This window comes from Pantoea dispersa, from assembly GCF_035783935.1.
Taxonomy (GTDB): Bacteria; Pseudomonadota; Gammaproteobacteria; order Enterobacterales; family Enterobacteriaceae; genus Pantoea; species Pantoea dispersa_C.
In genome coordinates this window covers 252,073-270,179 of the sequence record NZ_JALKOV010000001.1, presented here as the reverse complement: position 1 = coordinate 270,179, position 18,107 = coordinate 252,073, and the positions used below count along the sequence as shown (strand labels likewise).

Here is an 18,107-nt window from a genome sequence, read left to right as displayed (position 1 = left end):
CCGTTTTCATCTCACTCAGCTAGTACGCATCGCCAGCATAATACGCAGCAGCCGCACCAGCAGTGCACCGCAGCCAGCCCAGAACAGCGCACTCAGACTCCACGCCGTCACCAGCAGCCAGCTGTGCGTCATCGGCATCACCAGCCATACCCACGTCATGCCCAGCAGCGTGCCGCCCAGCGCGATCCACAACGTGCCGATCAGCGGACTGTCCGGCTGCAGCAGCGCCATCACGATGCCCGGCAGCAGAAACAGCAGCAGTTCCGGCTGTCCACGCACCGCCTGAGCCGTCGCGGCGGACCAAAAATGATGTGCAAAAATAAACACCAGCGTATAAAGCATCACGCCCAGAACCGATGCTGGCCAGCGATTATTGCGCTGCAACATACCTCTCCTCAACTTTGACGTTAACAATATTGAAACTTTTAACTGCCCTGATGCGCTTACGTGGAAATAAAAAGAAACAGCTGGAGGCAGAAGGAATGAAAACTGCTGATAGCTGAGGGTGTTAATTATGATTAGAATGGCGCCGCTTTATGTAGGTCACAGATTAAGAACATTCGGTGACCGGTCCGTGCGCTGCCGTCACAAGATAGCGAAAAAATCCCCTCCCATCAACCCGTTACAGGTAAATAAGAAGTTAAACCGTGAACATTAACGTCGCAGAATTGTTAAGCGGAAATGACGTTCTGTTATTATTTGTCGTGTTAGCCCTCGGCCTGTGCCTGGGTAAATTACGCCTTGGCTCCGTACAACTCGGTAATTCTATTGGTGTGCTGGTGGTTTCGCTGATTTTGGGTCAGCAACACTTCGCGATTAATACTGACGCCCTAAGTCTGGGCTTTATGCTGTTTATTTTTTGTGTCGGGGTGGAAGCCGGTCCTAACTTTTTTTCCATCTTTTTCCGCGACGGCAAGAACTACTTCTTTCTGGCGATCGTCATGGTGGTCAGCGCCCTGCTGATTGCGCTGACGCTCGGCAAACTGTTCGGCTGGGATATTGGCCTCACCGCCGGCATGCTGGCCGGCTCGATGACCTCGACGCCGGTGCTGGTCGGCGCAGGCGATACGCTGCGGCAAAGCATCAGCGACACGCAGCTGCTGGGGCGCATGCAGGATAACCTCAGCCTCGGTTACGCCCTGACCTACCTGATTGGGCTGGTCAGCCTGATTTTCGGCGCACGCTATCTGCCGCGCCTGCAGCATCAGGATTTGCCGACCTGCGCGCAGCAGATCGCCCGCGAGCGCGGTCTGGATGCCGACAGCCAGCGTAAAGTCTTCCTGCCGGTGATTCGCGCCTATCGCGTTGGTCCGGAGCTGGTTGAGTGGAGCGGCGGCAAAAACCTGCGCGAGCTGGGGATTCATCGTCAGACCGGCTGCTACATTGAGCGCCTGCGGCGTAACGGCATTCTGGCCAGTCCGGACGGTGATGCAGTGCTGCAGCTCGGCGACGAAATCTCTCTGGTCGGCTATCCGGATGCGCACGCGCGTCTCGACGCCAGCTTCCGCAATGGCAAAGAGGTATTCGATCGCGATCTGCTCGACATGCGCATCGTCACCGAAGAGATCGTGGTGAAAAACCACAACGCGGTGAATAAACGCCTGAGTCATTTAAAACTGACCGATCACGGCTGCTTCCTTAACCGGGTGATTCGCAGCCAGATTGAGATGCCGATCGACGACAGCATTATGCTCAACAAAGGTGATGTGCTGCAGGTGAGCGGCGAAGCGCGCCGGGTGAAAAGCCTGGCCGATCGCATCGGCTTCATTGCTATTCACAGCCAGATGACCGATCTGCTGGCGTTCTGCGCCTTCTTTATCATTGGCCTGATGATCGGCATGATCACCTTCCAGTTCAGCAACTTCAGCTTTGGTCTGGGTAACGCCGCCGGGCTGCTGTTTGCCGGCATCATGCTCGGCTTCCTGCGCGCCAACCACCCCACGTTCGGCTATATCCCGCAGGGTGCGCTGACCATGGTGAAAGAGTTTGGCCTGATGGTGTTTATGGCCGGGGTTGGCCTGAGCGCCGGCAGCGGGCTGCAGCACGGGCTCGGCAGTGCGGGCGCGCTGATGCTGCTGAGCGGCCTGCTGGTGAGTCTGTTGCCGGTGGTGATTTGCTATCTGTTCGGCGCTTACGTGCTGCGCATGAACCGCGCGCTGCTGTTTGGTGCCATCATGGGCGCGCGCACCTGTGCGCCGGCTATGGAGATCATCAGCGATACCGCGCGCAGCAGCATTCCGGCGCTCGGCTATGCCGGTACGTACGCCATTGCCAACGTGTTGCTGACGCTGGCGGGGACGCTGATCGTCATCATCTGGCCGCTTTTGCCTTTTTAAAAATATTTTTACCGGCGTCAGAACTAATCGGACGCGATGCAGTCTGAATAAGTGCCACTGCTTTTCTTTGAAATCCCCAAATTGAGGAGCCCGTTAGCCTTCTGCTAGCGGGTTTTTTTATGCCCGCCGCGGCCGTCCTTAAGGTTCTCCTAAGCGTAACTTGCGACCCTGCGACTCTGGTTTCGCTATCTTCAAACATTCATGCAACTTTCATCAAAGTTAAACACTCCGGCAACCCGCAGTGAGATTCGGAGCGCGGCTATTTATTCTCTGTCTGCGCGCTTTTACGCTATCAACCTTATTTTGCTGGCAATTCTGGCGCTGGCGTTTTTGTGGTGGTCGCGCCACGAAAGCCTCGACATCGCCATCAGCCAGCGCTGGTTCGATCCGCTTACCCGGCGTTTTCCGTGGCAGCACAACCGCTGGCTGGATCTGATTAACCATCGGCTGATGAAGGATGTGATCATCGCTGGCGCGGTGCTGCTGTTACTGCGCGGCCTGCAACAGCGCGATGCCCGGCGCGTGCTGGTGGCTCTGCTGTTTGGCATGGGTCCGCTGGTGGTGGGTTTGCTGAAGGCACACAGCGCGCACTCCTGTCCGTGGGATCTGGCGCTGTTCGGCGGCAACGCCGCGAGCTTTCCGCTCCTGGCGCCGGTGCCGGCCAACAGCGGTCCGGGCCAGTGCTTTCCCGGCGGTCACGCCTCCAGCGGCTTTGCGCTGATGGCGCTGTTTTTTTTGTGGTGGCCGGAACGCCCGCGCCGCGCGCTGCTAGCGCTGGTGCTGGGTATCGCCTGTGGCCTGCTGATGGGCTATGGCCAGGTGATGCGCGGGGCGCACTTTTTCTCCCACAATTTGTGGGCGGGCTGGTGGGTGTGGCTCAGCCAGCTGCTGATTTTTGCCGCAATTTCTTTTTGGATAAACAAGACGAGGACAAGGAAACGTGATGGAAGCACTTAACCACACGCTCTTTTTATGGATTAACGCCACGCCGGATTCACCCGCGTGGCTGCTTAGCCTGGCGACGTTTATCGCCAAAGATCTGATTGCGATTGTGCCGCTGCTGATTGTCGCCCTGTGGCTGTGGGGACCGCGCGATCAGCTGCAGTCGCAGCGCGCGCTGGTGCTGAAAACCGGCATGGCGCTGATTTATGCGCTGAGCATCTCCTGGTGCGTCGGCCAGCTGTTGCCGCACCCGCGTCCGTTTGCCATCGGCTTTGGCCACCAGTTCCTGTCGCACGCGGCCGATGACTCCTATCCCAGCGATCACGGCACCACCATTTTCACCTTTGCGCTGGCGTTTATTTTCTGGCATCGCCTGTGGTCCGGGGTGATTTTGCTGGCGATTGGCAGCGCTATTGCCTGGTCGCGTGTCTACCTTGGCGTGCACTGGCCGCTGGATATGCTGGGCGGTTTTCTGGTGGGGTTACTGGGTTGTCTGGCTTCGCATCTGGCGTGGCAACTGTACGGTCAGCGCATGCTGGCGCTGACGCATCAGGTCTATCGTGCCCTGTTCGCAATGCCGATCAGGAAAGGCTGGATTCGCGGCTAAATTTCGCCCACCTGGCGGGTTAGCGTAAGGCTGACCCGCCTGCTGGCGATCAACTAAACCACTTACCGAACCAGCCGTTGAATTTCATCATAATGAAATCCCAGATACGGCCAATAAAGCCGGCTTCCGGCACATCCTCCATCGCCACCAGCGGGCGCTGCTCAATGGTTTTGCCGTCCAGCTGAAAATCGATGGTGCCCACCACCTGATTCTTCTTCAGCGGTGCTTCCAGCTGCGGTGCGTTGAGGGTAAAGCTGGCCTTGAGATTTTTCATCTGCCCCTTCGGAATCGTCACCGCCGCATCCTTCGCCACGCCAAGGTTGACCTGGCTGTTCTCGCCAAACCACACGCGCTGCTGGGCGAACGGCTTATCGGCTTTGATCGGCGTAACGGTTTCGTAAAAGCGGAAGCCCCACGTCAGCAGCTTTTCACTCTCGCGGAAGCGAATCGCATCGGTCTGCGCGCCCAGCACCACTGAAATCAGGCGCATATCGCCGTCGACCGCCGAGGCGACCAGATTGTTGCCCGCGCCCGACGTGTGACCGGTTTTGATGCCGTCGACCTTGAGATTACTGCTCCACAGCAGCCGGTTACGGTTCATCTGCTTGATGTTATTGAAGGTGAACTCTTTCTCACTGTTCAGCGCGTACTCTTCCGGCACATCACCAATCAGGTGCTGGCCGATGATCGCCATGTCGCGCGCGGTACTGTACTGGCCTTCGGCGTCCAGACCGTGCACCGTCATGAAATGGGTGTTTTGCAGACCAAAGGCTTTAACGTAATTGTTCATCAGGCCGATGAAGGCATCCTGACTGCCGGCGACATAATCCGCCAGCGCGATACAGGCATCATTCCCTGACTGAATCACCACGCCCTTATTCAGTTCCGAAACCGGGATGCGGTCGCCCGGTTTAAGAAACATCAGCGACGACCCGCGCAGTTTCGGATTGCCGGTGGCCCACGCGTCCTGGCCGATAGTGACCATATCGTTGTTAGTAATCTTCCCGGATTTCAGCGCCTGCCCCACCACATAGCTGGTCATCATTTTAGTCAGACTGGCGGGATCGAGACGCTGATCGGCATTGGACTCCGCCAGCACTTTGCCGCTGCTGTAGTCCATCAGAATCCACGCTTTGGCCTCAATCTGCGGTGGCGGAGGTGCCTGCTCGGCCTGAGTGGTGACGGGAACGAAAAGCAATAATAATGAAGTGGCCGCCAGTGGCCGCCAGACCGAAGTCAGGGAAGTTTTTCTCATGAGCGTGACCCAATTGTCCTTGTAAAATCACGGATTTGTGCCGGTAAGACATGTCTTACCAAACGCTAACGGTTCGCGCCGGTGAAAAAAACCGCCAAACCGTAAAGTTTTTTAGAGTTTGTTAGAGTAACCCTGGCATTAAGGCCGGTGCGCTGCCAGTTCGCACGCGTCTGAAGAGGGGAAAAATTGCGAGAAATTCCGAATTTTCGCAGAACAGTTAAGCCAGTCACAAAATTCCGCTAACCTGATGCCAGTCAGCCCGAGGAGAATCATGATGGACTTAGCCGTTTTCGATCTGGATGAAACCCTGATTTGTGATGACAGCACCAGTCTCTGGCTGCGCTGGCTGGTTTCTCAGGGATTTGCGCCGGAAGAGATTATTCCCCAGGAGCAGGCGCTGATGGCGCAGTATCACGCCGGCAGCCTGTCGATTGAAGAGTACATGCGCACCACGCTCTCGCCGCTCGCCGGCATGGCGACGCCCACCGTCGCAGGCTGGGTGCGGCGTTTTATTCATCGCGATATCCTGCCGCGCGTCTTCCCTGCCGCGCGTGAACGCATTCAGTGGCACCAGCAGCGTGGCGATACGGTGATGATTATCACCGCCAGCGGCGATCACATTGCCGTGCCGATTGCGGAACGGCTGGGTGTGCACGGCGCGCTGGCAATCGGCGTGGAGGTGGTTGATGAACGCTACAGCGGCGAAATTTACGGCACCGCGACCTACCGTGAAGGCAAAGTCACGCGACTCAGCGACTGGCGGGCGCTGCAGCAGGATCGGCGTTTTGAGCGCACCTGGGCTTATAGCGATTCGATGAACGATCTGCCGCTGCTTACCCATGCCGATCACGCGTGGGTGATTAATCCGGATGCGCTGCTGCAGCAGGAAGCGCAGCAGCGCGGCTGGCAGGTGTGTAACTGGGTGCGCTGATTAACCCCGTGCGGCGCTGGCGGCCTCTGCCAGCCCGACTTTCAGCAGCTTGCCGTTAGCCTCATCGGTCAGCACATACAGATAACCATCCGGTCCCTGACGCACATCGCGGATGCGTTCGCCACGGTCGCCCAGCAGTCGCTGTGCCTCTTCAACTTTCTCGCCGTTAACGCGCAGACGGATCAGGCTTTTGTCTTTCAGCGCACCGATAAACAGCGAATTTTTCCACTGGGGAAAGCGCGCGCTATTGTAAAACGCCATGCCGCTGATGGCCGGCGATTGCTGCCAGTAAAACAGCGGCTGCTCAGTGCCGGCAACGGCGCTGCCCTGCGCTTCCGGCACTTTCTGCCCGCTGTAATCAATACCGTACGTCGCCAGCGGCCAGCCGTAATTTTTGCCTTTTGCCGCCAGATTGACCTCATCGCCGCCGCGCGGACCGTGTTCACTCTCCCACATCTGCTGCGTCCACGGATTGAGCGCCAGCCCCTGCGGATTGCGCACGCCGTAAGACCAGATCTCCGCACGCGCACCCTGACGATCGTTAAATGGGTTATCCGCCGGGACTTTACCCTCCTGCGTCAGGCGAACAATTTTGCCCGACAACTTATCCAGCTGCTGCGCGCTGCTGCTGGCAAAGTTATCGCCGAACGCGATGAAGAGATAGCCCTGGCGATCGAACGCCAGCCGTGTACCGATGTTGGCGCCGCCGGACAGCTTCGGCGTTTGCTCCAGCACCACCTTGAAATCCTGCAGCTGGCGGTGATCGGCGCTGAGCGTGCCGTAACCCACCACGCCGCCGGCGCGGCCGGCGTCATCTGCGGTGGTATAGCTGAGCCATACCCGGCGGCTTTGTGCGAAGTCCGGCGCCAGCACCACATCCAGCAGACCGCCCTGCCGGCTGGCCCACACTTTCGGCACGCCGCTAATCGGCTGCGACAGACCGCGGCCCGGCTGCCAGCTGCGCAGCTGTCCGGACCGTTCGGTAATCAGCAGGGTTTGCTGGTCGGGCAGAAATGCCACTGACCACGGATGATCGAGTTTGTCCTGTAACACCTGCACCTGGACATCAGCCGCCAGCGCGGTAAAGGAACCGCTAAGCGCGCCAGCCAGCAGCGCAACACGCCATAAACGCATGGGATTCTCCTTTTTCACAGTCTGCCGTTAAGGGTAGTCAGCCGGTAAGAAAGGATGTGCAGGATTTACAAAACATTAAGCCCGGCGCAGAGGCCGGGCTTGTAGCAGGCAGGATTATTCGAAGCAGGTTTCCGGGTTTTCCGACAGGGAAATAAAGGATTCACCGCCTTTGGTCAGCGCAATGATGCCGCCGCTTTCAATATCATAAACCCAGCCGTGCAGACGCAGCTTGCCTTTGCGCAGCGCGACCGAAACGGAAGGATGCGTTTTGATATTGTTGAGCTGGGCGATCACGTTCTCTTTGACCATTTCGTTGAGGCGTTTCTCAACCGATTCGTAGTTGCGCTCTTCCACCACCGCTTTTGCCGCGTTGGCGTAGTGCAGCCAGTGATCAACCGCCGGCATACTCTCGAGATCGGCGTTAGACGCAATCGCGTTCATGGCACCGCAGTTGGAGTGACCACAAATGATAATTTCTGTTACGCCCAGTGCGACCACCGCGTACTCAATGGTTGCTGACACGCCACCCGGCTCCGGACCAAACGGCGGTACGATATTACCGGCGTTGCGGATCACGAACAGCTGGCCCGGCTCTGACTGCGTCACCAGTTCCGGCACCAGACGGCTATCTGAACAGGAGATAAATAAAGCCTTGGGATTCTGGTTGGACGCCAGACTCTTGAAAAGATCCTTCCTTTCAGGAAACACATTCTGTTGAAAATTCAGAAAACCTTTGACGATCTCTTGCATTTGTCTGCTCTCACATTATCCACTTCTGCCCCGGCAGTGAGAAACCCACCGCTGGCGCGCTTTAAAATTCTGTAATGTCGATAATAACTTACAATTACCAACCAAACATTTAAGCAAAATCGACCCGCTTGCACAACCCGGATGTCCGCCATGCTCACTAAGCGTACACCAAACAAAACGTTGCGCCAGGTGACCGCCCTGCCCTGACATATAAGATTATTAGATTGACAATATTAGATTTTATCTTTATTTTCTAATTACCCCTTGCAGGGATGGCAGGTGAAAAGAGGTGCATTGTGGTTGAAGTATCCTGGTCTAAACGTGCCCTGAAACACCTGATGAAGATCGACAAACGCTATCAAAAAAGCATCTTTGAAAAGACATCCCAGCTGATCGCCTTTCCGGCCGTCGCACTGGACATCAGGAAGCTGCAGCAGAGTGATAATCGTTACCGTCTGCGGGTGGGCGATTATCGGGTTATCTTTGCGTTGATAGAGGGAGAGCCTGTCGTTCTTGAGATTGTAGAAGTTGCACGCAGAACCTCTCATACTTACTGATACTCTGCGGGGGAAACCCCGCAGCTATGCACCTGATGACATTGGCCGCGACCTGACGCTATTCGGATAAACTATGTCAAAACAGTATATTTATGATGAAGCAGGCGAACCGCAATTCGTGGTTCTGCCTGTCGCGGAGTATGAAAAGCTGCTTTCAGATGCGGAAAGCAACTGGACAACCCTCGCGATTGAAGCGGATGAACATGATGATGAAACCGTGCCGCATGACGTGGTTGGCATTATGCTCAGCCAGGATATCAGTTTGCAGGCGGCCTGGCGTGTTTACCGTAACCTCTCGCAGCAGTATGTTGCCGAACAATTAGGGACCACGCAAAGCGCAATTTCCCAACTGGAACGCAAAGAGAGTAAACCACAGAAAAAAACGCGCGAGCGCTTAGCCCGACTCTACAGCTGCCGTCCGGAACAATTATTGCTGTAATTCCCCCGGCCACCGTTTGCGTGGCCTTTTTCTCTGCTTTCGACAGCGCTTCCCTATACATTTTCCCCGTCAACCTCTGTACAATCGCGCTCCTGTCCACCTTAATTATGATGAATTTTTATCCTTATGAGCCATGTCAAAAATCCGCCGCGTGTAGGCTTCGTCTCTCTCGGCTGTCCAAAAAACCTCGTTGACTCTGAACGCATCCTGACGGAACTGCGCACGGAAGGTTACGACGTGGTGCCACGTTACGATGATGCGGAGATCGTCATCGTGAATACCTGTGGATTTATTGACAGTGCCGTACAGGAATCACTGGAAGCGATTGGTGAAGCGCTGAACGAGAACGGCAAAGTGATCGTCACCGGCTGCCTCGGCGCCAAAGTGGATCAGATCCGCGAAGTGCATCCGAAAGTGCTGGAGATCACCGGCCCGCACAGCTACGAGCAGGTGCTGTCGCACGTGCACACGTACGTGCCGAAACCGGAGCACAATCCGTTCCTCAGCCTGGTACCGGAACAGGGCGTGAAACTGACGCCGCGCCACTACGCTTACCTGAAAATTTCCGAGGGCTGTAACCATCGCTGCACCTTCTGCATTATTCCGTCAATGCGTGGCGATCTGGACAGCCGCCCGATTGGCGCGGTGCTTGATGAAGCCAAACGCCTGGTGGAAGCCGGCGTAAAAGAGCTGCTGGTGATTTCGCAGGACACCTCCGCGTACGGCGTCGATGTCAAACACCGTACCGGTTTCTGGAACGGTTCGCCGGTGAAAACCAGCATGGTCAGCCTGTGTGAACAGCTGGCGAAACTCGGCGTCTGGGTGCGTCTGCACTACGTTTATCCGTATCCACACGTGGATGACGTGATCCCGCTGATGGCCGAAGGCAAAATCCTGCCTTACCTCGACATTCCGCTGCAGCACGCCAGCCCGCGCATTCTGAAGCTGATGAAGCGTCCTGGCGCGGTTGAGCGCACGCTGGAGCGCATTAAGCGCTGGCGTGAAATCTGTCCGGAGCTGACGCTGCGTTCCACCTTCATCGTCGGCTTTCCGGGCGAAACCGAAGAAGATTTCCAGATGCTGCTCGACTTCCTGCGTGAAGCGCGCCTCGACCGCGTGGGCTGCTTCCAGTACAGCCCGGTTGAAGGCGCCACGGCTAACCAGCTGCCGGATCAGGTAGCGGACGACGTCAAACAGGCGCGTTTTGATCGCTTCATGCAGCTGCAGCAGCAGATCTCCGCAGAGCGTCTGCAGGAGAAAATCGGTCGCGAAATTCTGGTGATCATTGACGAAGTGGATGAAGAAGGCGCGGTCGGCCGCAGCATGGCCGATGCCCCGGAAATCGACGGCGCGGTGTACCTGAATGGCGATCGCCAGGTGAAGGTTGGCGAAGTGGTGCGTGTTAAAGTCGAACACGCCGACGAATATGACCTGTGGGGCACGCGCGTTTAACCGTACTGTTGCTGGTGCGCTTTTTTGCGTGCCAGATAATCGTTATCGGCGCGCAGCCGGTCCCAGCATGCTTTGAATACGGCCGCCGCAGCGGCCTTTTCTTTCTCTACCGTCCGCGGCAGCTCTTTGCCGTCGGCATCGTATTTCCGTCCGCCCTGATGATTACTGTAGCGGCGCGCGCGGGTGTAACCCATCTGAATAAACTTGCGCGCCATATCCATGCCAACAAAATCGTCCTGCGCGCGATAGTCCTCAAATAGCTGCATGATCTTTTCTGACGATTGCTGCGCCAGCTCGACGGTGCGGAAACGCCAGTGCGGCAGAATTTCGCTTTTGTACGGTTCTACCATCAGCACACCCTGCTCGCCGCGTCCGACCTGATACAGCTCCGGATGCTGACGGAAGTCGAGCTGTTTAAAATCCTGCTGGTAATTAAACGGTTTCATCCTCTGGCCTCCTGTCCGTAACCATTAGTACGGTGAATTATTTCGCTGCCGCACTTTAGTGATGCTTTTTTCCACCGATAACATAACTACCGGCCCATTTGCTAAGAGATGCTCACATGTTCAATAAGATGAAAATTGTGACCGCCATTGTGGTTATTCTGGTGGTATTCACAGCCATGCAGGCCATATCCGGCTCGCTATTTTTCTCCTCGCTGCGCGCGGGACAACATAATTTCACCGCCAGTAATCAGTTGTCCCATCAGCAGCGCGAGCTGGGCGACGGCTGGCAAACGCTGGTAAAAACCCGCGTGACCATCAACCGCGTGGCGATTCGCATTCTGAAAAATCAGACTGACGAACAGTCGCTGGCGGCGATCAACAAGCTGCTGCTGGCGGCTGGCGCCTCGCTGGAAGAGGCGCAGCAGCACTTCAATCAGTATAGAAGCTATCCACGCGTCGACGGTCAGAGCGCCGCCACCGCCGATGTTATCGACAGCAAATTCAAAGCTTTTGCCGATCTGCTGCGCCAGTCCGCCGTGTTTCTGAAAGCCAATAACTACGCGGCCTACGGCAACCTCGAGGCGCAGCAGGCGCAGGATGAACTGGAGCAGGCTTATCAGCAGTGGCGTGATGAAAACATGCAGCTGATCAAGCAGCGTAGCCAGCAAAACGACAGCAACTATCAACAGGTGCTGATCATGATTGCCGTCATCGCGCTGGTGGTGGTGCTGATGGTGGTGGCGGTGTGGACGCTGGTACGCCGCGTGCTGCTGGCACCGATGCAGCAGGTACAGCAGCAGATTGAGCGCTTTGCGGAAGGCGATCTGTCGGCCAGCCTGCAGGTTGAAGGCCGCAGCGAAATGGCGGCTATCGCGGCCAGCCTGAATCATATGCAGCAGGCACTGCTCGGTACCATCAACAACGTGCGCGACAGCGCCGATGCCATCTTTGGCAGCGCCAGCGCTATCGCCAACGGCAATAACGATCTCTCGGCGCGCACCGAACAGCAGGCTGCCTCACTGGAAGAGACCGCCGCCAGCATGGAACAGCTGACCGCGACCGTGAAGCAGAACGCAGACAATGCGCGTCAGGCCACGCAGCTGGCAAAAACCGCCTCCGACACCGCGGATAAAGGCGGTAACGTGGTGGAAGGCGTAGTGAAGACCATGCGCGACATCGCAGACAGTTCAAAGAAAATCGCCGACATTACCAGCGTGATTGACGGCATCGCGTTCCAGACCAACATTCTGGCGCTTAACGCGGCAGTTGAGGCGGCGCGCGCCGGTGAGCAGGGGCGCGGCTTTGCGGTGGTGGCGGGCGAGGTGCGCAACCTGGCTCAGCGCAGCGCGCAGGCGGCGAAAGAGATCAAAGTGCTGATTGAAAACTCCGTACAGCGCGTGGACCTCGGTTCGCAGCAGGTCAGCAGCGCTGGCGATACCATGCAGGAGATTGTCAGCGCGGTGACGCGCGTCACCGACATTATGGGCGAGATCGCGTCGGCGTCCGATGAGCAGAGCCGCGGTATCGACCAGATTGGCCAGGCGGTGAATGAGATGGATCGCGTGACGCAGCAGAACGCTACGCTGGTGCAGGAATCGGCCAGCGCCTCGGCATCGCTGGAGCAGCAGGCCAGCCGCCTGTCGTCGGCGGTGGCGAGGTTCAACACCGGCGCGCGCCAGCCCGCGGCGGCGACAGAGCGGGTGGTCACACCGGTGCTGCCGGCCCCGACCCGCGCCCTGCCCGCGGCGGTGAGCAACGGTAACGATAACTGGGAAACGTTTTGATGCACTGACATGTTAATAAAATCAATCTCCTGATTGAGAGTCATGCGCCAGGCATTGCAGTGATCATAGCGGCACGATCTATTGCGCGATAAATCGCGCCGCTACAACTGCAATGCGGTGTTCACCCTCAGCTCTTCAGTTTCGGATCCAGCGCGTCGCGCAGGCCGTCGCCCAGCAGGTTAAACGCCAGCACGGTGAGAAAAATCGCCAGGCTGGGGAAGATCGCCACGTGCGGTGCAATCACCATATCGGCGCGCGCTTCGTTGAGCATCGCGCCCCACTCCGGCGTCGGCGGCTGTGCGCCCAGCCCGAGGAAAGAGAGGCTGGCGGCGGTGATAATCGACGTCCCGATGCGCATGGTGAAATAGACGACAATCGACGACACCGTGCCGGGCAAAATGTGGCGCATGATAATGGTCCAGTCCGAGGCACCAATACTGCGCGCCGACTCGATATAAGTCTGATGTTTCAGCACCAGCGTGTTGCCCCGCACCAGGCGGGCAAACGCCGGAATACTAAAAATTGCCACCGCCACAATCACGTTGCTCATGCCGCTGCCCATGATCGCCACCACCGCAATCGCCAGCAGAATGCCGGGAAAAGCAAACAGCACATCGCAGATGCGCATGGTGATGCGATCCCACCAGCCTTCGTAATAGCCCGCCAGCAGCCCCAGCACCGTGCCGATCACCGTGCCAATCGCCACCGAGAAGAAGCCGGCGATCAGCGAGATACGCGTGCCGACCAGCACCCGGCTGAAGATGTCGCGCCCAAGTGAATCGACGCCAAACAGATGCATCCACGACGGACCTTCGTTGAGCCGGTCATAGTCAAAATAGTTTTCGGCATCAAACGGGGCGATCCACGGGGCGATAAACGCCACCACAATCAGCAGCAGTACAAATGCGCCCGCCAGCAGCGCCACATGCTGACGGCGAAAGCGCCGCCAGAATTCACGCCACGGCGTGCGAACCCGGTTTTCCGTCATCAGCGGCAGGGATTTCAGTGCCGCCTCGCGTCGCCAGTTCTTCAATTGCGACTCCTTACCTGTAGCGAATAGCCGGGTTGATCGCCGCGTAAAGCATATCGACGATCAGGTTAATCAGAATGAACTCCAGTGAAAACAGCAGCACCTCGGCCTGAATCACCGGGTAATCGCGCATCTCCACCGAATCCACCAGCAAACGGCCCAGTCCGGGCCAGTTAAACACCACTTCCACCACAATCGAGCCACCGAGCAGAAAGCCGAACTGCAGCCCCATCATGGTGACCACCGGGATCATGGCGTTGCGCAGCCCGTGTTTGACCACCACAAGCGATTCGCGCACCCCTTTGGCACGCGCGGTGCGCATATAATCTTCCTGCATCACCTCGACGAACGAAGCGCGGGTAAAGCGCGCCATGACGGCGGCCACAGCGGCACCGAGCGTAATCGACGGCAGAATATAGTGCTGCCAGCTGTCGGCCCCCACCGTCGGCAGCCAGCCGAGCTCGACCGAAAAGACCTGCATCAGCAGCATGCCCAGCGCAAACGCCGGGAAGGAGATGCCGGAAACCGCCAGCGTCATGCCGATGCGGTCCGGCCAGCGATTGCGCCATACCGCCGAAACGATGCCGATCGCCATACCAAACAGCACCGCCCACACCATGCTGCTCAGCGTCAGCCACAGCGTAGGAAAAAAGCGCGCAGCAATTTCGGCAGAGACCGGCCGCTTTGACACCATCGACTGACCAAAATCGCCCTGCAGCGCATTGAGGATAAAGTGCCAGAACTGCTGAATCAGCGGCTGATCGAGCCCCAGCTCCTGCCGCACCAGCGCCACTACTGAGGCATCGGCTTCCGGACCGGCAATCAGGCGCGCCGGATCGCCCGGCAATAAATGCACGAACAAAAACACCAGCACTGCGACAATCAACAGCGTGGGAATCAGCCCGAGCAGGCGTTTAATAAAATAGTTGAGCATGCGAAATCCCGCGCAGCATCGGCCAGCCCCGCAAGGCTGGCCGCGTCTGTTACTTCAGATCCGCCTCATCAAAATTGAATGAGGTATCAGGCATGACGTAAAAACCGGTCAGGTTTTTGTTGTTCGCAGACAGCAACTGCTCCACCACCAGCGGAATCCACGGGTGATCGTTCCAGATGCGATCCTGCGCGTCTTTATACAGTCTGGCTTTCTGGTCGCGATCGGTGGTCTTCAGCGCATCCGCCAGGTCTTTATCCACCTGCGGATTGCTGTAGAACGCGGTGTTAAAGATCGCCGGTGGCCACGAGCTGGTAGCGAACAGCGGCGTCAGCGCCCAGTCGGCTTCACCGGTAGAAGCTGACCAGCCGGTGTAGAACATGCGCACCCCGCTCTCTTTCTGCCCTTTGCTCTCCACTTCCGCCGCACGCTGGCCGGCATCCATCGCCGTGACTTTTACCTTCACGCCCACCTGCGCCAGTTGCTGCTGGGTAAACTGCAATACCTTCTGCGCGGTGCTGTGGTTATGCGACGACCACAGCGTGGTTTCGAAACCGTTCGGGTAGCCTGCTTCCTTCAGCAACTCGCGCGCTTTGGCCGGATCGTATTTGATTGCCGGATAGGTCTGGGCAAAATCAATGCGTGGCGGCACGATGCCGGTGGCGGGCGTGGCGTAACCGGCAAAGGCCACTTTGGCCAGCGCCTGGCGATTGATGGCGTACTCCAGCGCTTCACGCACTTTCGGGTTATCGAACGGCTTTTGCGTCACGTTGAGGCTGATGTAACGCTGCATGATCGATGGCGTGGTTACCACATCCAGCTTGCTATTGCCCTGCAGCAGTTTGGCCTGCTCTAACGGCACCGGGAAGGCGAAGCTGGCCTCGCCGGTTTGCAGCATGGCCGCGCGGGTGTTGTTATCCACCACCGGACGCCAGGTAATGCTGTCGAGCTTCGGATAGCCCGGCTTCCAGTAGCCCGACCATTTCTTCACTTTGACAAAGTCGGTCTGGTTCCAGGTGTCAAAGACGTAAGGACCGGTGCCCACCGGATGGAAACCGATGTCTTTGCCATATTTTTTCAGCGCGGTTGGCGAGATCATCACCGCTGCCGGGTGCGCCAGATTGTTGATGAACGCTGAAAACGGCTGTTTCAGGGTGATTTTCACCGTGGTCGGATCGACCACTTCAGTGGTGGCGACATATTTAAACAGGTTGTAGCGCTTGAGATGATTGTCCGGATTGCTGGCGCGGTCGAGGTTGACCTTCACCGCTTCGGCATTGAAATCCGTGCCATCCTGGAATTTCACCCCCGGACGCAGCTTGATGGTGTAAGTCAAACCATCGCTGCTGGCCTGGTAGCTTTCCGCCAGCACGTTGATCAGCTTCATGTCTTTATCGAAGCCGAACAGGCCCTGATAGAAGGATTTGGCCACCGCCTGCGACAGCGTGTCGTTGGCGTCGTACGGATCCAGCGTGGTGAAGGTCGACGCCACGGCAATCACCGCATCTTTGGCCGCCCAGGCGGGCAGCGCCAGCGCCGAACTCAACAACCCGGCAGTGATAACCCCTTTTCGCATGATATGGTGCATCGTTATCGTTCTCCTGTAGTCCCTGTCTTGCGCGCCCTGCGCGGAGGGCGCGGTTGGTTGCTGCTCAGGCGCCGCTAATGGCATGGCGGGCGACAAAATGGCCCGGTGCCACTTCCAGTAACGGTGCCACTTCCGGCTCATCACCCAGCGGGCGAATCGGGCTGGGGATCTCATCCACCATCAGCGCCCGCTCGCGGTGCCGATGCGCCGGATCGGCCACCGGCACCGCGGCCATCAGTTTTTTGGTATACGGATGGCGCGGCTGTTCGAATACCGCCTGGCGCGGTCCCATCTCGACAATCTGTCCGAGATACATCACCGCCACGCGATGACTGATGCGCTCCACCACCGCCATGTTGTGCGAAATAAACAGGAAGGCGATGCCAAATTCACGCTGTAAATCCAGCATCAGGTTGATGATCTGCGCCTGAATCGACACATCCAGCGCGGAGACGGATTCGTCGGCGATCACCACTTTGGGATTGAGCGCCAGCGCGCGTGCGATGCAGATACGCTGGCGCTGACCGCCAGAAAACTCATGTGGATAGCGCTGCGCATGTTCGGGTAGCAGACCGACGCGTTCCAGCAGCCAGGCGACGCGTTTCTCCGCCTGCGCGCGCCCCATGCTGCGATGCACCAGCAGCGGCTCCATAATCGAAAAACCGACGGTGAGGCGCGGATCGAGCGACGCGTACGGATCCTGAAAGATAAACTGAATGTCGCGGCGCAGCGTGGCCAGCGCCCTGCCCTGCAGCGCATCAATACGCTGGCCGTCAAACGTGATGCTGCCGCCCTGGCTGGCGACCAGCCGCAGCAGCGAGCGTCCGGTGGTGGATTTGCCGCAGCCGGATTCGCCCACCAGCGCGAGGGTTTCGCCTGCGTAGAGATCGAAACTGACCTTTTCTACCGCGTGGACGCGCCGCTTCACCCGATTGAGCAGCCCGCCGCGAATATCAAAGCGCGTGACCAGATCGCGCACCTGTAAAATCGGCGGACGATCGTGACGCACGGTATCCTGCGGCGTGCTGGCCTCTTCGCGGCCGTTGGTATGCAGCAGCGGAAACTTCGCCGGCAGCGGCTGGCCGCTCATCGCCCCGAGTTTCGGCACGGCCGCCAGCAGCGCACGGGTATACGGCTGCTGCGGCGCATCGAACAGCTGCTGCACCGGCGCGCGCTCAACCACATCGCCGCGATACATCACCTGCACGCGATCGGCCATCTCCGCCACCACGCCCATATCATGCGTAATAAAGATGACGCCCATCTGCATCTCTTTTTGCAGCACGCGAATCAGCTGCAGAATCTGCGCCTGGATGGTGACATCCAGCGCGGTGGTTGGCTCATCGGCAATCAGCAGCGCCGGCTTGCACGACAGCGCCATGGCGATCATCACGCGCTGGCGCATACCACCGGAGAGCTGATGCGGATAGCGCGACAGCACATTGTGCGCTTCCGGAATGCGCACCAGATCCAGCATGCGCCGCGCTTCAGCCTGTGCCTGGTGGTGACTTTTGCCCTGATGCAAACGAATGGATTCGGCGATCTGCTCACCGACGGTAAACACCGGATTCAGCGAGGTCATCGGCTCCTGAAAAATCATCGCCATGTCCGCGCCGCGCACCCGGCGCATCTGGCTGGCGGACGCCCGCATCACGTCGAGCACCTCGCCGCTGCGCCGCCGCAGCAGGATTTCACCGCTGACCGCACCGCCGGCCTGCGCAATCAGGCGCATCAGCGCCAGCGACGTGACCGATTTGCCTGAACCCGATTCGCCCACCAGCGCCAGCGTCTCGCCGCGGTGCAGATCGAGCGAAAGCTGGCGCACCGCTTCCGTCACGCGCCCTTCATGCTCAAAGCGCACGCAGAGATCGCGCACTGCCAGCACCTGCTGCGGCGCAAACTGCTGCTGTAGATCCGTCATGCCT

The 18,107-nt window shown here is 58.1% G+C and carries 17 protein-coding genes; 8 read left to right on the top strand and 9 right to left on the bottom strand.

Features of this window, described 5'->3' with window-relative positions; all coding sequences use genetic code 11:
- Nucleotides 1-15: 15 nt before the first annotated feature.
- Nucleotides 16-387, bottom strand: a complete 372-nt coding sequence (gene ybjM / locus MXF20_RS01335; RefSeq protein WP_325967206.1) for an inner membrane protein YbjM — start codon at nucleotides 385-387, stop codon at nucleotides 16-18.
- A 260-nt stretch (nucleotides 388-647) separates the two neighbouring features.
- Between ybjM and MXF20_RS01330 the strand changes: the two genes are divergently transcribed.
- The 3 genes from MXF20_RS01330 (at nucleotide 648) to ybjG (ending at nucleotide 3,885) form a co-directional block, all read left to right on the top strand.
- Complete coding sequence (locus MXF20_RS01330; RefSeq protein ID WP_325967205.1) at nucleotides 648-2,336, top strand: aspartate:alanine antiporter; 1,689 nt, start codon at nucleotides 648-650, stop codon at nucleotides 2,334-2,336.
- A gap of 201 nt (nucleotides 2,337-2,537) precedes the next feature.
- Nucleotides 2,538-3,293 (top strand): phosphatase PAP2 family protein, encoded by a 756-nt coding sequence (locus MXF20_RS01325; protein WP_418936820.1) that lies wholly within the window; start codon nucleotides 2,538-2,540, stop codon nucleotides 3,291-3,293.
- Nucleotides 3,280-3,885 (top strand): undecaprenyl-diphosphate phosphatase, encoded by a 606-nt coding sequence (gene ybjG / locus MXF20_RS01320; RefSeq protein WP_325967201.1) that lies wholly within the window; start codon nucleotides 3,280-3,282, stop codon nucleotides 3,883-3,885. The genes MXF20_RS01325 and ybjG overlap by 14 nt, the downstream gene beginning before the upstream one ends.
- A gap of 49 nt (nucleotides 3,886-3,934) precedes the next feature.
- Here ybjG and MXF20_RS01315 read toward each other — a convergent pair whose 3' ends face one another.
- Nucleotides 3,935-5,140, bottom strand: coding sequence for a serine hydrolase (locus tag MXF20_RS01315; RefSeq protein ID WP_325967199.1), 1,206 nt, complete (start codon nucleotides 5,138-5,140; stop codon nucleotides 3,935-3,937).
- A gap of 274 nt (nucleotides 5,141-5,414) precedes the next feature.
- Between MXF20_RS01315 and MXF20_RS01310 the strand changes: the two genes are divergently transcribed.
- Nucleotides 5,415-6,071, top strand: a complete 657-nt coding sequence (locus MXF20_RS01310) for an HAD family hydrolase (RefSeq protein WP_325967927.1) — start codon at nucleotides 5,415-5,417, stop codon at nucleotides 6,069-6,071.
- On the opposite strand, the gene MXF20_RS01305 is transcribed toward MXF20_RS01310, so the two are convergent.
- Both MXF20_RS01305 and MXF20_RS01300 read right to left on the bottom strand, forming a co-directional pair.
- Nucleotides 6,072-7,205: a PQQ-dependent sugar dehydrogenase gene (locus MXF20_RS01305; RefSeq protein WP_325967198.1), complete on the bottom strand. Its 1,134-nt coding sequence runs from the start codon at nucleotides 7,203-7,205 to the stop codon at nucleotides 6,072-6,074.
- Nucleotides 7,206-7,319: 114 nt separating this feature from the next.
- Nucleotides 7,320-7,955, bottom strand: coding sequence for a carbonic anhydrase (locus MXF20_RS01300; protein ID WP_021508393.1), 636 nt, complete (start codon nucleotides 7,953-7,955; stop codon nucleotides 7,320-7,322).
- A gap of 296 nt (nucleotides 7,956-8,251) precedes the next feature.
- Here MXF20_RS01300 and MXF20_RS01295 point away from each other — a divergent pair, with 296 nt between their 5' ends.
- From MXF20_RS01295 to rimO, 3 genes are all read left to right on the top strand, one after another.
- Nucleotides 8,252-8,512 (top strand): type II toxin-antitoxin system RelE family toxin, encoded by a 261-nt coding sequence (locus tag MXF20_RS01295; RefSeq protein ID WP_031279864.1) that lies wholly within the window; start codon nucleotides 8,252-8,254, stop codon nucleotides 8,510-8,512.
- Nucleotides 8,513-8,585: 73 nt separating this feature from the next.
- Entirely contained in the window at nucleotides 8,586-8,951 is a 366-nt protein-coding gene (locus MXF20_RS01290) for a helix-turn-helix domain-containing protein (protein WP_021508395.1), read from the top strand.
- Between the two features lie 126 nt (nucleotides 8,952-9,077).
- On the top strand, nucleotides 9,078-10,403 hold the full coding sequence (gene rimO / locus MXF20_RS01285; RefSeq protein ID WP_325967194.1) for a 30S ribosomal protein S12 methylthiotransferase RimO: 1,326 nt from the start codon (nucleotides 9,078-9,080) through the stop codon (nucleotides 10,401-10,403).
- Here the strand turns inward: rimO and MXF20_RS01280 are convergent.
- Nucleotides 10,400-10,849, bottom strand: a complete 450-nt coding sequence (locus tag MXF20_RS01280; protein ID WP_325967193.1) for a DUF4385 domain-containing protein — start codon at nucleotides 10,847-10,849, stop codon at nucleotides 10,400-10,402. The genes rimO and MXF20_RS01280 overlap by 4 nt on opposite strands.
- 116 nt (nucleotides 10,850-10,965) lie before the next feature.
- Here MXF20_RS01280 and MXF20_RS01275 point away from each other — a divergent pair, with 116 nt between their 5' ends.
- Nucleotides 10,966-12,633, top strand: coding sequence for a methyl-accepting chemotaxis protein (locus MXF20_RS01275; RefSeq protein WP_325967192.1), 1,668 nt, complete (start codon nucleotides 10,966-10,968; stop codon nucleotides 12,631-12,633).
- A gap of 127 nt (nucleotides 12,634-12,760) precedes the next feature.
- Here MXF20_RS01275 and gsiD read toward each other — a convergent pair whose 3' ends face one another.
- The 4 genes from gsiD to MXF20_RS01255 form a co-directional block, all read right to left on the bottom strand.
- Nucleotides 12,761-13,666, bottom strand: a complete 906-nt coding sequence (gene gsiD / locus MXF20_RS01270) for a glutathione ABC transporter permease GsiD (protein ID WP_058757796.1) — start codon at nucleotides 13,664-13,666, stop codon at nucleotides 12,761-12,763.
- A gap of 10 nt (nucleotides 13,667-13,676) precedes the next feature.
- A complete protein-coding gene (gene gsiC, locus MXF20_RS01265) occupies nucleotides 13,677-14,597 on the bottom strand; it encodes a glutathione ABC transporter permease GsiC (RefSeq protein WP_282954239.1) in 921 nt (306 codons plus the stop codon).
- 49 nt (nucleotides 14,598-14,646) lie between these two features.
- On the bottom strand, nucleotides 14,647-16,182 hold the full coding sequence (gsiB, locus tag MXF20_RS01260) for a glutathione ABC transporter substrate-binding protein GsiB (RefSeq protein WP_325967190.1): 1,536 nt from the start codon (nucleotides 16,180-16,182) through the stop codon (nucleotides 14,647-14,649).
- A 64-nt stretch (nucleotides 16,183-16,246) separates the two neighbouring features.
- Nucleotides 16,247-18,103 (bottom strand): dipeptide ABC transporter ATP-binding protein, encoded by a 1,857-nt coding sequence (locus MXF20_RS01255; RefSeq protein WP_325967188.1) that lies wholly within the window; start codon nucleotides 18,101-18,103, stop codon nucleotides 16,247-16,249.
- Nucleotides 18,104-18,107 lie beyond the last annotated feature (4 nt).

What these genes read in the sequence shown, in the direction of transcription:
- gsiC (WP_282954239.1), bottom strand. Translation starts at nt 14,597, where the DNA reads ATGCTCAACTATTTTATTAAACGCCTGCTCGGGCTGATTCCCACGCTG.
- MXF20_RS01275 (WP_325967192.1), top strand. Translation starts at nt 10,966, where the DNA reads ATGTTCAATAAGATGAAAATTGTGACCGCCATTGTGGTTATTCTGGTG.
- MXF20_RS01255 (WP_325967188.1), bottom strand. Translation starts at nt 18,103, where the DNA reads ATGACGGATCTACAGCAGCAGTTTGCGCCGCAGCAGGTGCTGGCAGTG.
- MXF20_RS01280 (WP_325967193.1), bottom strand. Translation starts at nt 10,849, where the DNA reads ATGAAACCGTTTAATTACCAGCAGGATTTTAAACAGCTCGACTTCCGT.
- ybjG (WP_325967201.1), top strand. Translation starts at nt 3,280, where the DNA reads ATGGAAGCACTTAACCACACGCTCTTTTTATGGATTAACGCCACGCCG.
- MXF20_RS01305 (WP_325967198.1), bottom strand. Translation starts at nt 7,205, where the DNA reads ATGCGTTTATGGCGTGTTGCGCTGCTGGCTGGCGCGCTTAGCGGTTCC.
- MXF20_RS01310 (WP_325967927.1), top strand. Translation starts at nt 5,415, where the DNA reads ATGGACTTAGCCGTTTTCGATCTGGATGAAACCCTGATTTGTGATGAC.
- MXF20_RS01290 (WP_021508395.1), top strand. Translation starts at nt 8,586, where the DNA reads ATGTCAAAACAGTATATTTATGATGAAGCAGGCGAACCGCAATTCGTG.
- ybjM (WP_325967206.1), bottom strand. Translation starts at nt 387, where the DNA reads ATGTTGCAGCGCAATAATCGCTGGCCAGCATCGGTTCTGGGCGTGATG.
- MXF20_RS01315 (WP_325967199.1), bottom strand. Translation starts at nt 5,140, where the DNA reads ATGAGAAAAACTTCCCTGACTTCGGTCTGGCGGCCACTGGCGGCCACT.
- MXF20_RS01325 (WP_418936820.1), top strand. Translation starts at nt 2,538, where the DNA reads ATGCAACTTTCATCAAAGTTAAACACTCCGGCAACCCGCAGTGAGATT.
- MXF20_RS01300 (WP_021508393.1), bottom strand. Translation starts at nt 7,955, where the DNA reads ATGCAAGAGATCGTCAAAGGTTTTCTGAATTTTCAACAGAATGTGTTT.
- gsiB (WP_325967190.1), bottom strand. Translation starts at nt 16,182, where the DNA reads ATGCACCATATCATGCGAAAAGGGGTTATCACTGCCGGGTTGTTGAGT.
- rimO (WP_325967194.1), top strand. Translation starts at nt 9,078, where the DNA reads ATGAGCCATGTCAAAAATCCGCCGCGTGTAGGCTTCGTCTCTCTCGGC.